Origin of the sequence: Nostoc sp. (genome assembly GCF_036917615.1) — a bacterium.
Lineage (GTDB): Bacteria > Cyanobacteriota > Cyanobacteriia > Cyanobacteriales > Nostocaceae > Nostoc.
On sequence record NZ_JBALCZ010000078.1, the window covers coordinates 13,601 to 27,703 of the forward strand.

A 14,103-nucleotide genomic window follows, 5' to 3' on the forward strand; every position below is an offset into this window, starting at 1 on the left:
TGCTGTTCTTGCTAGCCGACGCTAACTACTTGGTATTAAACATTGATACTAAATCAGGTAAATAACATGTCACGGTGTAATTTTAAGCACCTAATGAAGGCTGATCTTTAGTATTTTTTGTCATCGTCAGAGCTACAGCTGCTGCATAAGCAATCTCCGCTGCCATTTGATAAGCAAGTTTGATACTCGATGAAGCGTCTTTAGCTTTAGGAGAGAGGGAAGCTTTTTTTCGGCGCGACTCTTGTTTGACATCACCTGCCACAATGGCTCGTTGTAAAATGATCCAGGCATCTAGGTCTTCTGAGTCATAATTACTTTGAAGTTGCGATCGCAGTTTATCTTCGGCTACAACACTCAAATAGCCGGTAGTTAGAGCTTCTTCGACAATTTCTTTAATTAAAGCCATAATTTGAACCAAGTATGTGAGTTAAAACCGATACCTCAATTTGGGCAGTTGATGTTGTTTTGTGGACTTCTCCTGGAAAATAAGCTACGTTTTAGCTTTCTTTCAATAAAATTTATAATAAGTAGTGCCAAGCACGCATCACCCGCTTGGCTCACCCGAATGGGTGATTTACAAACTTTTAGATATAAGTAATGGGGAAGAGGAATATTTTTAGCTTTTTTTATAAAGAGGTGTCATAAGTATAGTAGATATTATTCTGAATTTAACGCAAAATCATAAAATTATTTGGACAAGCAACAGTAGAAATATGAACATAAATGCCAATTAACTGTTTACAGCATTTTTTCTCGGCTCGTCCTAAATAGATTTTATCTAAGTGTATAAAATTAATAGATAGTAGTGTAGGCTTTGCCCGCCGTAGGCATCGCACCAGTAAAAAACTTAACTGATTTCCAGCATTCTAATCAACAAGCAACCTGGAAATAAACTTATTTCATCAGAGTGTTCCACTAAAAATAAAATGTGTTATCGTTAGAAACAATTGTTATTAAAAGCAATTCATGTAATTACAAGCGTGAATTGGTTCGTCTGTAAATCATCCGTGTGCAACATGATTGGAGCAGCATACTCTAGAAATTCGTTGCAAGAAAGCCGTCATAGCAGTCGGGGAAGCGCTTACTTGTTTGCACCGATGGTTAACTTCAATGTGATGGCTGATGTGGGAGATAATCCACCCTAATTGGGTTTTGTTTGGGCAAAAATACCCAGAAAAATCCAACAATAATTACATTGTCATGCTAGGCATAAATTTTATCTAAATCTTTGAAATAGTCTAGTTAAATGTATTTTTTGTTGCAAAATAGCTTGTGGAACTGAGTTGTTTCAAAAGACTAAAATCGCTTGAGAAAAAGTAGCCTCAAGCTAAATAACTCTATCCCTAGTTGCGTAACAAGCTTTGCAAATTTGCCGGATAACCAAAACAGTAGCCTATCTAAACCAGCAAATTTTCCCATCAGACAATTTAATAGTCTGAGTTTTGAACCTGCAATGCACTGAAATTGTTTTGTTAATTTAGCTAGTGAAAAAGAAGCAAAATTTTTTCGTACCCTGACTGGTACAAAAGCTTTTAGCGACTTAACGCAATTGTGCATATCAATTGAGTGATTCTACCAAACTTCAGTTAAAGAATTGCTCACATAGTCAAAGCCAGATTTTTAGATGGTTTTTCAAATGTTGAAAAACCATCTAAAAATCTGGGGAGATTTCGGTGATACTGCCAATTAGCTATGTACGTATTAATACATGCATAAATAATTGGGATTGGTAGAAGATTAGGATACAGCCAAAAAAAGTTTCAATACTGTCAACAACAATTGATTGAAGAGATATGTAGCTATGCATAACGAGCAATATTTTTCAAAATTGCAGCGCGTGCAAGAACTTTTAGTAACTACTGTGTTAGGAGATATTCCGACACTGATTCTGGGACCGAAGTTGCGTAATTTGGGATATCGTAGTATTTTTGCCCAGATAGGCAGCCTAGTGTATATTCAAAATGGTGTTGAATTTAACGGTACTTCTTGTATTGAGATAGGCAGTGGAGTCTATATTTTCAAGGGTGTACGGATGGATGCAAGAGGACATAAAAATAATAGAATTCATCTAGGAAATAGAGTCGCTATTGAGCGTAACGTTGATATAGGGTCTTTGGAAGATACATGTATATATATTGATGAAGACACCTTCATTGGCCCTAACGTGTCTATTGAGGGGCCAGGAGACATTAAAATTGGTAAACACTGCATGATTGCCGCCCACTCAGGGATATATGCCAATAATCATAATTTTGCCGATCCGATGGAGCCGATTAAATACCAAGGTGTTACTCGTAAGGGAATCGTGATTGAGGATGATTGTTGGCTAGGGCATGGAGTAACAGTATTAGATGGCGTTACTATCGGCAAAGGCAGTGTTATTGGTGCTGGAGCAGTTGTCAATAGAGATATTTCTCCTTTCTCTGTTGCTGTAGGCATACCTGCACGAGTAATCAAAAACCGAATTGGCAAAGACTTAAGCATTACTTCAAACTGAGAAATAGGACATTGGGCATAGTAACTATCTTCTATAACCTGTAACCTGTTCCCTTTTTTGGGAAACTTTTGCCGTCAGTCAACGTCACAGGAGTAAACGAGTCTGTGAGTTATTTCTTAAGGGCATCTAAAAGTCAGACAACTGACATTTTGCACCATTCTCAATAACTCTAGGGTAGGCACTGCTAGTCCCTAATCTCCAAGTCCCCATGTCCCTAATCCCCACTCCCTGGGGGCCCCGAGTTCCCCAGTCCCCAGAGTCCTCTAAAAAAGGGACGAGATTTGGGTAATATAAAGGAGCTATCTTTTCTGCATGGCAGATCCTGAAAGAAAAGATATCTTTGTCTTACCCGTTGGAGATATTTCTATGCTGACTTTAAAAATCGCTGTTTATATTGTTGTTGCCTTCTTCGTAAGTATCTTCATCTTCGGATTTTTGTCGAACGATCCAGCTCGTAACCCCGGCCGTCGCGACTTAGAGTAAAAGGGCGATAAATCATCCGCAACTCCGGAAGGCGGAAGATACTAAACGCCACGGAAACTTACTAAACTTTCACCTAGTAAGTTTCCTCCTCCAAGTGGCTTGCTGCAAGTAGCAGAAGGCGACAGTCGGAAGGCAAAATGTGTGATTTATCCTTCCGTCCGTCATTTGGCTGTTTGTTAGCCCGATTTTGCTCAAATATGCTTCATCCAGTTCTGCCGCCCGCGCCGCCTCCTATCGTCGAATCTTCACAACCAGTAAATCCCCCCTCATCTGCTAGTCATACAAAGTTTCTTTCAGGTGTAGAGACTGGAATACAGCAAAAGACAGACAAATCCAAGCAGCCTAAGGATTTGGCTCAATTGGCAATTGCGACTGACACCAAGAGTGATCGATTATTGCCAACTTTGATCAACTCAAGTCAGGATGACTTGGTAGTTGCCGAAACTTCCTCTGTACCTGATTTACCAGAAACCTTTCCACCAGCAATTTCCCCGATCATCGGCTCTGGAAGTGCTGCACTTTTGGGACAACCGCTGGTGATTGGTTATCCCACGCAAGAGGTTAAAACCTCTAATCGCCAAGAGAAAGAGGACACAAAGACAAGTCCGAGCGTAGGCATCCGCCGCTCGGAACTTCTCCTCAGATCGGCGCTGCACAAAGGGGAGACGCAAAGAGAAACCACTGCGTTGCCAAGAAAAGTTGGAGCGGAGCGCAAAGTCGAGCCAGCACGAATAAAGCCTTTCCCGTCGCTCTGGTCTGGCGTCAGAGGGGAGGCTTCCGACGCTCACGGACTCGTTGGCGCAGCCCAAGGTAGAGAAGAGGCTGCGCCAACGGATAGCGCAGCCCGCCGCAGGCATCTGAACTTTGTAACAGAGGCTTCCGACCTAGAGGCAAAGCGTGAACCTGCTGAAAAACTCGGTGAGCGCTCGCAAGATCCAAACTCTAGTGGTGAAGAAAAACAAACCTTTTTGGACTCTGGTAGCTTTAGCTATAGAGTTTCCCCAAGTCCCCTTGTCGCCCAATCTCCGCGTCTTCTTCAAGTTGCCCCAAATGTCACAAATAGCCACAAGTTAGTCGAGTCCAAAGCTGAAATTTTAGCTGAGAAGTTAACCCAACGAAAACAGCAAAGTCATATTACTGCACAACAGTCTCTAGGAGGAGACAATATATCTGTATCTGCTGCTGATCTGGCACCGAGTTCTCAATCAGTACAAAATTTTATCACATTCAAGTCTCGCAGCCCGACAAACCAACTCTCAACGCCGATCACTGTAGAATTCAATTCCCAAGTCCAACAACAAACTCAAGCACCAACACCAACACCAGAGGTAAATACCACTAATAATCCACAAGGTCAACCATCTAGTACAACTGCGCCAGCTAGCACGCCCCCAGCCAGACCGAAAATTGTGGAAGTCACTTCAGATCGGCAAGAATATGACGAGCAAAGGCGAATTATTACAGCTGTTGGTAATGTAGTTGTGCGATTTGATGGGGCGGTGGTGGATGCCGATCGCCTGCAAGTCAATTTGGACAACTTGATCGCTGCGGGGGAAGGCAACGTAACTTTAACACGGGGTGATCAGGTACTGCGTGGACAACGCTTTACCTATAACTTTGTTCAAGATAGTGGGGAACTGGAAAATGGTAGAGGAGAAATTTACGTACCCTCAGCCCAAACAGATTTTGCTTTCTTACCCACGGATGTAAGTGCTGGTGGAGTCCCAAAACGTCCGCCCAGCGATCGCATTCGAGCCAATCAGCCCGTTTCCGGTGTGAGCAGCCCTGGAGGACTTGATGTGACAATTGGTGGTCAGACAGGCGCTACCAACATCCCGCCGCCGAAAACAGGGGGTATAGTCAAGCGGCTCAGGTTTGAAGCTGAACACATTGACTTTTATCCCCAAGGCTGGCAAGCAAGCGATGTTCGGATCACCAATGATCCTTTTTCGCCCCCAGAACTAGAATTACGCGCAGATAAAGTAACTCTGACACGAGAATCACCCTTAGTAGACCGGATTAGGACACAGCGACAGCGTTTGGTATTTGATCAAAAGCTCTCCTTACCAATTCCTATGAATGAGCAGACTATTGACCGCCGGGAGCGGGACGTTACACCTGCAATAGTCTCCCCCGGCTATGATGGAGACAAGCGGGGTGGTTTGTATATTGAGCGTGGCTTTCCAGTGATCACTACAGATCAGACTCGCTGGACGATCACACCCCAGTTATTAATACAGAGAGCTGTACAAGAAGGCACAGGTGACTTAGGCGGATTGTTTGCTGTGAAGACAAAGATAAATTCTATTTTGAGTCCACGGGCAGTAGTTGAGGGGACTGGGGAGTTAACCAGTTTTGACTTAAACAAGGTGGAAGACAATTTGCGAGTGAATTTGGGATTGCGCCAAATATTAGGGACTTCCCTTCCCCATATCTTGAATCTGCAATATAACTACCGCGATCGCCTCTACAACGGTACTCTCGGCTTTCAAACCGTCCAGAGCAGTCTTGGCGGCATTATTACCTCTCCTGTGATTCCTTTAGGAAAAAGTGGTATCAACCTTACCTATCAGGCAAGCGCTCGATATATCGATGCCAACACCGATCGCCAAGACTTACTAGAACCACAGCGGGAAAACGATCGCATCTCACTAGGTCGTTTACAAGCCAGTGCTTCTCTGAGTAAAGGGCTGTTGCTATGGCGAGGAAAACCATTACCACCCACTGCCACTGAGGGATTACGATACACAGCTAACCCTGTAGTTCCTTACTTGCAAGCGATCGCTGTTCTTACAGGCACTACCAGTTATTACACCAATAGTGATAACCAAAGCACCCTAACTGCTACAATTGGACTACAAGGGCAAATTGGTCATTTTTCTCGACCTTTTTTAGACTATACTGCTTTTAATATTAGTTATTCTCAAGGCTTAAATAACGGATTATCACCCTTTTTGTTTGATCGCTTCGTTGATAGCAAAGTGTTGAGCGCTGGGATATCACAGCAAATCTACGGGCCTTTTCGCTTAGGCTTTCAAACATCTGTTAACTTGGATACTGGTAGAGAAGCTAGCACCGACTACATTTTGGAATATAGCCGTCGCACCTATGGCATCACCTTACGTTACAATCCAGTGCTGGAGTTAGGTGGCTTCAGCATCCGAATTAGTGATTTTAACTGGGGTGGTGGCACTGATCCATTTTCGGAAGTTAAGCCAGTAGTAGGCGGCGTGCAACAGGATTATTAGTCAATCGATTTTGGATTTTAAATTTTGGATTTTAGATTTATTCCGCCCACTCTTTTACGGGGCATGGGAATGCGATGATTTTGGATTTTGGATTTATTCCGCCCACTCTTTTACGGGGCATGAACCAAATAATTCTTTCTTCTTTAATTTAAAATCTAAAATCTAAAATCTAAAATTGGCAGTCAAACAGTTATCAGTTAGTTGCCCTACTTGATACTTGATTCTCTAACCCCAATGGATACTTTCTATTTACAGATTTTCTATCTTTTGCCCAGGCTTAAGGACTTGGGACGACTCGACAGCCGATTGCAGAATTGGTTGATGCACGACCAGGTATTCTCAGGTTGGCATAGTCGCCGCTTAGTTGAACACCTGACGGTGGTTGGTGTAGGGTTGCACAGCATCTTTGCACTGCGGCTTGGTACTCTCGCCATTGCTTACGGATTGCTATACTGGCGGCATCGTTACCTAAGTCTGAAAATCTTAGCCCAGCTCGAATCAGCCAAGATTCCACGTCAGTTGTTTCACCAAATATTTCTGGAATGGGATTAATCTTTTCCATAAGGAATATTTTTTATGCATATTCAAAATTAGTTATTTAACTTTAAGAAAAACTACTGATAATAGCCAATATAATTGGTTATCAAAATCATAAATAAAAATGATTAAAAAAAATATAGCGCTTCTGGGTTGAGTCCAATACAGACCTAACAAGAACAGCCCCTTCCCTACAAGGGAAGGGGGGTAAGATTCAAAGCCTCTGACGCCACGTGCTTCAAGTCGGCAGAGCCGCCCAACGCAGTGGCTCCTCCTTTTAGGAGAGAGGTCAAAGTGTATTGCATACAAACGAGAAGCGCTATAGTTCATATCTGAGTATCCATACTCAGATATGACAGAAGGAATTACTATTACGGCTGGCAAACATCATTGCTTTAGCTTGCAAATAAGCTGTTTTTTAGCTCGTAATTACTAGAAGCGATAGCCTAATCCAGCTTGGAAGCTGACGGCATCAGCATCACTATTTCTGTAAGCGTCAATGCCCCATTTAGTATCGCCATAGGCAATGACATTGTTGCTAACTTCTGATTCAACACCAAGGGTAACTACAGGTGCATTCTGATTGCCCAATGGGGTTTTTTGACCTTCATCAGTTACAAAAGAATAACCACCACCGATGTAGACGTTAGTATTTTTGGCGATCGGCGCATCGTAAGTCACTATGGGCATAATTGCGGCAGCATCACCACCATACAGCACAGAACCCCGCAGAGAAAGAGGTGTTTTGGGAACGGCGTATCGTCCTTGGATATTGCCACCAACTTGTGCCTCATCGTTTCCTTGTCCGCCACTGGTTGCACCAACTGCAATACCAGCACCGATGTAGTTACCGTTTGTACCCGCAGTTTGAGCAGAAGCAATTCCGGCTGAAAGGACAATGGAAGCAACAGCAAGGAAAGAGGCAGCTAATTTTGTAAGTTTCATAGAATTATTCTCACCAGAGTTAAGTAAAATCAATGTTCTCTAGTACTAGAATCTCTTTTTTTACAAAATGTAACCTCGCACACCTGGCTCACCCAAGTGGCTGAATTATTTATCACCCACTTGGGTGTACCAACTGAAAAATTCAAATAACAGTTATTTCTTCAAAAAGCGCTGACGTAGACGAGATATAAAAATATTCATCTCTGGTATTTTCATCAATGAAGCGATCGCAGCAAACACCGCAATCCCCACGAAGCCAGATACACACAACTGCAACACCAGAATCAGTAAACCTTCTTTACCTAAGAATTGCTGAGAAGCAACCAAAGTCCCATAGCTTGCTATCCCAGATACCACACTACCAGCAATCAAACCCAGAATCGGCAAACTCCACTCACGCCAAGGTAAACCATTGAGTTTGCGATCGAGCAACCATAACAGCATTAACATTGAGCTGCAATTTACACCCACTGTTGCCAACACCAAACCGGGAGCGCCAAAAGGTTTAACGAAAAACCAATCTAATAAGATGTTGAGCAAGATGTTAAAAATACTAATGCGAAAAGGTGTCTGTCCATCGCCTAAAGCATAAAATACCCGCACCAAAACATCACGTCCCAAATAGACAAACATCCCAATCCCATAAGCGATTAGCAAGGATGAAACTAGCTGTGTAGCTTCTGGCTTGAAAGCACCGCGTTCATATACCACCTGCACAATGGGTACAGATAACGACACCATCAGCGCCCCTAGCGGTAGCATGGTGAAAGCAGTAAGTAGCAGTCCTTGGCCAATGCGTAATTTTAGCTCCTGCCAATTTTCTGGGCCGGCTAGTTTGGCAAATATAGGTAATAGGGGCAGCAAAATGATATTAGAAATAATCCCTAAAGGAGTTTGTACTAATAGATTCGCATAGTTAAATCCTGCCGCAGCACCAGGGATAGGACTGGCAAAATAAAGGTCAGTGGCGACATTAATTGGCATCATTCCAGAGGAAATTGTTGCCGGAGTCATGATTTTAATGACTTCTTGAACACCAGGAGATTTAAACTCAAACCGCAGGCGTAATGTGCCTAATCCTAACCGCCACTGGACAATTAGCTGCACTAACCACTGGAGAATTGCTCCTGCCAAGGTTCCCCAAGCTAACACCATTCCACCGATTAAAGCGTACTCTGGCTTAATAATGTCCTTGCCCAGTTCCATAGCCAAGATAGCAAGGCCGGCAACAACGGTAATACTAGATAATAGGGGACTAATGGATAATAACCAATATTGATTGGCTGTATTGAGAGTACCAAAGCCAATGCCAATTAATCCTGAAAATAAAGCCATCGGCGCCATAATGCGGAGCTGTTGAATTGCGATCGCTCTGGTTGTCTCTTCCAAGCCATGACCGACTAAATCAACGATCGCATCCGCAAATAAAATCTGAGCAAATGTCACCAACAACAGCAATCCAGCCACCAGCGTTGTCACGGTTTCTACTAAAGGAGCCGCTTCTTCTCGCCGACGCTTGGCTAAAACGCTGACAATTGCACTGTGTAATGGCCCATTTACACCACCGAGTAAGATCAATAGAAAACCAGGGATAATATAGGCATAACTATAGGCAGTGGCAGCAGCACCAACACCAAAAGCGGCAGCGATCGCTTGCTGCCGCACTAAACCAAAGACTTTACTAATTAATGTGGCTACGGCAACAATGCCAGCAATTCCAGCGAAAGAACGAGAGGGTTTTTGGTCTTGTTGTGTCACGAATAATACCCGACAACTCTTGCAGAGTGCATATCTTAAAACATTTAACCTGAAATCCCGCAGTTTGTCAGGCAAATTTTGACAAATTAGTTATTAGTTTTTAATCTCATATAGCAATCCTAAATCATTTGTGAAATTCTCTGTTTCTTTTCTTCTCTTCTCTACGAGAGGCTGCGCCAACGAGACGCTTCGCGAAGGCGCTCTTGGCGGCTTCTCTGCGAGACGCTGCGCGAAGGCCGTTCAGGCGGTTCGATAGTTTTCACAACTCAAATAGGATTGCTATAGCAATCATTTTAGGTGCGATGCCTGCGGTGGGCAAAGCGATCGCCGCTCAAAATGAAATTTCTGAGATTGCGATAATAGTATGCATTTTAGCTCTCATTCCCTCTTATTTTCAGGTAAAGAGAGGAACTCTTGCACAAAGATACACGAGAATCATCACTCTGAATCACGGGTTTATTGATTCCCAGCCAATCAGAACGACTCAAAAGGGAAGGGGTTAGATTGCTTTTCTGATTAGTCTCGGCAACACTAATTTAATCATGTCTTCTGTTCTGTACAACCCAAGATTATTTTTTAACCCATTACGAGGATAGATCCAGAAAGGGGAACTATAACAATAACCATCTTCTGGGAAATAGTTGAACGCTGCAAAAATTTGCAGTTTGTCATATTTTTGACACTCTTTAACCCCATGAAGTTTGGGATGAGGAACCCTTGTATAAAAACGACATAATCCAGAGCAATGGAACCCAATTCAAATTTCACGGAAAATCAACTTCTTTTGTCAAGCGCTCAACTTGAAGAGCAACTAGAGCAACAAAAGGCTCTGGCAAGTGTAATTGTCCGAATTCGCGAGTCTCTGGACTTAGAAACAATTTTTCAAACGACCGTTACCCAAGTGCGTCAGTTGCTAAATGCTGACCGTGTAGCAGTCTTCCAGTTTGACCTGGAAAAAGATTGGCAAGGGGAATTTGTTTGTGAGGATGTTGCACTTGGCTGGAACTCAGCAATGGCAATAAAAGTTTACGACCACTGCTTTGGAGAACAATTTGCTTCCAGTTATCAACAAGGTCGAGTGCAAGCAGTAGCAGATATTTACAAGGCAGGACTGAGTGATTGTCATGCCGCAATTTTGAGTAAATTTCAGGTACAAGCCAACCTCGTTGTCCCTCTATTGCGGGAGAAGGAACTGTGGGGATTGCTTTGCATTCATCAGTGCAGTCAGGCTCGTGACTGGAAAGAATCGGAAATTGAGTTTATTCGTCAAATTTCTGACCATCTTGTCGTTGCGATTCAACAAGCGAAGCATCTCCATGAAGTTCAGTTGCAAGCGGCAAAATTGGCTCAAGCAGTTCAACGCGACCAAGTAATTGCTCAGATTGTTGATAAAATTCGCTCACCTCTTGATATTGAAACCATCTTTAAAACCACAACTCAAGAAATCCGCAAGCTGCTGCAAGCTGATCGAGTTGCCATCTTTCGCTTCAATTCAGATTGGAGTGGTAACTTTGTTGCTGAATCATTTGCAGAAGGTTGGACTCCTTTAGTTGGCGTTCAGCTTGCGATCGCTGATACTTATTTGCAACATACGCAAGGAGGACGTTACATTGACAACCAGACATTTACAGTCAATGACATTTATCAAGCCGGATTAACAAACTGCCATGTAACCCTGTTGGAGCAATTCCAGGCAAAAGCCTTTGCAACTGCCCCCATTCTCCAAGGAGATCAACTTTGGGGAGTCATTGCTGCCTACCAAAATGCCTCACCCAGACAGTGGCAATCCTATGAAGTCGAATCACTGACAAAAATCGGCACACAAATTGGTGTGGCACTACGACACTATAAGTTGCTGGCACACGCTCACTACCAAGCAGAGCAACAAAAGACATTAACTAGCGTGATTACTCGAATTCGGGAGTCCCTAGATTTAGATACAATCTTCCAGACTACCGTCACCGAGGCTCGACAAATGCTGCAAGCAGATAGAGTGGCAGTCTTTCGTTTCGACCCTCAAAAAGATTGGGAAGGAGAATTTATTTCTGAGGATTTTGTACCTGAGTGTAATTCGGTAATGGCAGAAAAAGTTTATGATTATTGCTTCGGTGAAAACTTTGCACCCCTTTACGCACAAGGTCGAGTAAATGCGATCGCTGACATTTATCAAGGAAAGTTTCCAGGTTGCTACGTCCAAATTCTAGAAAAATTTCAAGTGCGTGCAAATATGATCGCACCTCTATTGAAAAAAGGTGAGCTTTGGGGATTGCTGTGTATTCACCAATGCAAAGCTCCTCGTGACTGGCAACCCTCAGAAATTGAATTTACCAGTCAAATAGCCGAGCAATTGGGAGTCGCATTAAAACAAGATTCTTATTTAAAGCAAGTTCAAATGCAGGTTGTCCAATTAGCAAAAGCTACCGAACGCGAGAAAGCAATGGAACGGCAAGAATTGCTGGCTGCAACCATTGATAAAATCCGCCAGTCACTCGATATTAAAACTATTTTTAGAACTACTACTCAAGCTGTGCGAGAGTTGCTCGAAGTCGAGCGAGTTGCAATCTACCGCTTCAACCAGGATTGGAGCGGTAAATTTGTGGCAGATTCCTTTAAAGATGGTTGGAAACCTATTGCACAAGCTCAACCAATGATTATAGAAACTTTTGAGGATACAGACGACGATAATGAACTTCCACGTAACGAAACTTTTGTTCCGATTCGGGAAGGTGAAAAATTATGGGGATTATTAGTTGCTTATCAAAATTCGCAACCGCGTTATTGGAAAGAGGAAGAAATCAATTTACTAGCTCAAGTAGGGGTGCAATTTGGAATTGCAATTCAGCAAGCGGAATTACTCGAACAAACTAAACGTCAAACCTTAGAAATTACTCAAGCTCTGCAAGAATTAAAACAAACTCAGACCCGGTTAATTCAGGGTGAAAAAATGGCAGGTTTAGGACAACTACTTGCTGGAGTCGCGCATGAAATCAACAATCCTATCACTTTTATTTTTGGTAATCTCATCCATTTAAATGAATATACTCAAGAACTGCTAAATGTAGTGAAACTTTACCGTCAAAACTCCTCACTATTGCCAACTGTCCAAGAGCAAATTGACAAGACTGATTTGGACTTTCTCATCGAAGATTTACCCAAAACCCTTGAGTCAATGAAAGTAGGGACAGACCGGATTGGCGAGATTGTGCTATCACTGCGAAACTTTTCTCGTACAGATGAGGCTGAGTTGAAGCCAATAGACATTCAGGAAGGATTGGATAGTACTTTGCTGATCTTAGGGCATCGGCTCAAAAATAATAGTGAACGCCCAGCTATTGAGATTATTAAAAAATATGGTGTTTTACCTTTATTTGAATGCTATCCCGCGCAATTAAATCAAGTGTTTATGAATCTTTTGAGTAACAGTATCGATGCATTAGAGGAAAAGTTTAAAACTATACAGCAAAGGTATTTGAAATTATCTCAAACGTGTCCGAGAATACCCTTAACTATCTGGATTAGTACGCAAGCCGTTAAGAACCAGATTGTAATTAGAATAGCTGATAATGGTCTGGGGATTCCAGAAGAGGTGCGAGCGCACATTTTTGACCCCTTCTTCACCACTAAAGCACCAGGAAAAGGTACGGGGTTAGGATTGTCTATCAGCTATCAAATAGTAGTTGAAAAACATCATGGACAAATTAAATGTTCTTCTAAATCAGGAGAAGGAACAGAGTTTTTGATTGAAATCCCTAGCAGTAATTAGAGGCGACTGATACCGCAAGGCGGAAGTCAAAAGTCAAAAGTCAAAAGTTAAGAATATTTGTAGGTTGGGTTGAACGAAGTGAAACCCAACAAGCCCTGCAAAATCAATAAAGTTTTATGTTTTCTTGCTAGTCTCAATTTTAAAGTTGAATGGCATGATAGAATGAACGATGTATAAAATTACATCAATTACATTGCTAAATCTAAAAATACTAATATTGACTCTAGAAACACGGATTTTCTAAAAGAGAAAATAAAGTATTTTATTAATTCCCCCTATAAATGGTAGTGTTTGTTATCGCAAGCCTAGCATACCGATTTTAAGGTAGTTGGTGCGTTACGTTATCGCTAACACACCCTACTATCGACAACCCAAACTATCTCGCGTTGGCACATCTGTAATCGGATTTACCCCATTTGCCCTTTCACACAATAGCGACACTTGATAACGGTCAACCAAAGCATCTGTAAAATCAGCACCAGTAATATCAGCATCGTAAAAGCGACTGCTCGTCAAAATTGCTTCTGTAAAAATGGCATTTTTTAGGTTAGCACTATCCATAGTCACGCGATCAACTAAAGCGCCGCTCAAGTTCGCACCTTCTAGATTTGCTTTTAATAAAACTCCTTTAGTGAGAATTGCGTTGGTTAAATTTGCTCCTTGGAAATTCGCCCCTCGCATTTCTGCTGCTACAAAAGTCACACCTGCCAAATCAGCATTAGAGAAGTCACGATTTTCTAAATTTATATTGTTGTAGTTGATTGTGTTGAGTTGAGCAAAAGCAGGCTTGGGATTAAGTATTATCCAGCAAAATGCTAGTATCAAAATCACAATCAAACCAAAAAAGCGCAGTAAAATCTTTTTCATAACTT

Annotated in this window: 10 protein-coding genes; 5 read left to right on the forward strand and 5 right to left on the reverse strand. The window is 42.3% G+C overall.

Translation table 11 applies throughout. The features are described 5' to 3' along the window. Window positions 1–82: 82 nt before the first annotated feature. Entirely contained in the window at window positions 83–406 is a 324-nt protein-coding gene (locus tag V7K85_RS28335; RefSeq protein ID WP_334818751.1) for a hypothetical protein, read from the reverse strand. Window positions 407–1,016: 610 nt separating this feature from the next. Between V7K85_RS28335 and V7K85_RS28340 the strand changes: the two genes are divergently transcribed. From V7K85_RS28340 to V7K85_RS28355, 4 genes are all read left to right on the forward strand, one after another. Then, complete coding sequence (locus V7K85_RS28340) at window positions 1,017–1,145, forward strand: hypothetical protein (protein ID WP_256091202.1); 129 nt, start codon at window positions 1,017–1,019, stop codon at window positions 1,143–1,145. Window positions 1,146–1,801: 656 nt separating this feature from the next. Further along, window positions 1,802–2,497, forward strand: a complete 696-nt coding sequence (locus tag V7K85_RS28345; RefSeq protein WP_334818753.1) for an acyltransferase — start codon at window positions 1,802–1,804, stop codon at window positions 2,495–2,497. A gap of 366 nt (window positions 2,498–2,863) precedes the next feature. Then, window positions 2,864–2,980, forward strand: a complete 117-nt coding sequence (locus V7K85_RS28350; protein WP_334818884.1) for a photosystem II reaction center protein I — start codon at window positions 2,864–2,866, stop codon at window positions 2,978–2,980. Between the two features lie 137 nt (window positions 2,981–3,117). Continuing rightward, window positions 3,118–6,228, forward strand: a complete 3,111-nt coding sequence (locus tag V7K85_RS28355; protein ID WP_334818755.1) for a DUF3769 domain-containing protein — start codon at window positions 3,118–3,120, stop codon at window positions 6,226–6,228. A 277-nt stretch (window positions 6,229–6,505) separates the two neighbouring features. On the opposite strand, the gene V7K85_RS28360 is transcribed toward V7K85_RS28355, so the two are convergent. From V7K85_RS28360 to murJ, 3 genes are all read right to left on the reverse strand, one after another. Then, the gene (locus tag V7K85_RS28360) at window positions 6,506–6,790 is read right to left on the reverse strand and encodes a hypothetical protein (protein ID WP_334818757.1); all 285 of its coding nucleotides are present in this window, start codon (window positions 6,788–6,790) and stop codon (window positions 6,506–6,508) included. Window positions 6,791–7,197: 407 nt separating this feature from the next. Beyond that, on the reverse strand, window positions 7,198–7,710 hold the full coding sequence (locus tag V7K85_RS28365; protein WP_334818759.1) for an outer membrane beta-barrel protein: 513 nt from the start codon (window positions 7,708–7,710) through the stop codon (window positions 7,198–7,200). Window positions 7,711–7,863: 153 nt separating this feature from the next. After that, the gene (murJ, locus tag V7K85_RS28370; protein ID WP_334818762.1) at window positions 7,864–9,468 is read right to left on the reverse strand and encodes a murein biosynthesis integral membrane protein MurJ; all 1,605 of its coding nucleotides are present in this window, start codon (window positions 9,466–9,468) and stop codon (window positions 7,864–7,866) included. 745 nt (window positions 9,469–10,213) lie between these two features. Here murJ and V7K85_RS28375 point away from each other — a divergent pair. Beyond that, a complete protein-coding gene (locus V7K85_RS28375; protein WP_334818764.1) occupies window positions 10,214–13,231 on the forward strand; it encodes a GAF domain-containing sensor histidine kinase in 3,018 nt (1,005 codons plus the stop codon). Between the two features lie 360 nt (window positions 13,232–13,591). Here the strand turns inward: V7K85_RS28375 and V7K85_RS28380 are convergent, their stop codons facing one another. Further along, window positions 13,592–14,098 (reverse strand): pentapeptide repeat-containing protein, encoded by a 507-nt coding sequence (locus V7K85_RS28380; protein ID WP_334818767.1) that lies wholly within the window; start codon window positions 14,096–14,098, stop codon window positions 13,592–13,594. Window positions 14,099–14,103 lie beyond the last annotated feature (5 nt).

Excerpts from the sequence above, each read along its gene's own strand:
- V7K85_RS28345 (WP_334818753.1), top strand. The coding sequence starts at position 1,802 with ATGCATAACGAGCAATATTTTTCAAAATTGCAGCGCGTGCAAGAACTT.
- V7K85_RS28375 (WP_334818764.1), top strand. The coding sequence starts at position 10,214 with ATGGAACCCAATTCAAATTTCACGGAAAATCAACTTCTTTTGTCAAGC.
- V7K85_RS28380 (WP_334818767.1), bottom strand. The coding sequence starts at position 14,098 with ATGAAAAAGATTTTACTGCGCTTTTTTGGTTTGATTGTGATTTTGATA.
- V7K85_RS28355 (WP_334818755.1), top strand. The coding sequence starts at position 3,118 with ATGTGTGATTTATCCTTCCGTCCGTCATTTGGCTGTTTGTTAGCCCGA.
- V7K85_RS28335 (WP_334818751.1), bottom strand. The coding sequence starts at position 406 with ATGGCTTTAATTAAAGAAATTGTCGAAGAAGCTCTAACTACCGGCTAT.
- V7K85_RS28360 (WP_334818757.1), bottom strand. The coding sequence starts at position 6,790 with ATGGAAAAGATTAATCCCATTCCAGAAATATTTGGTGAAACAACTGAC.
- V7K85_RS28350 (WP_334818884.1), top strand. The coding sequence starts at position 2,864 with ATGCTGACTTTAAAAATCGCTGTTTATATTGTTGTTGCCTTCTTCGTA.
- V7K85_RS28340 (WP_256091202.1), top strand. The coding sequence starts at position 1,017 with ATGATTGGAGCAGCATACTCTAGAAATTCGTTGCAAGAAAGCCGTCAT.
- V7K85_RS28365 (WP_334818759.1), bottom strand. The coding sequence starts at position 7,710 with ATGAAACTTACAAAATTAGCTGCCTCTTTCCTTGCTGTTGCTTCCATT.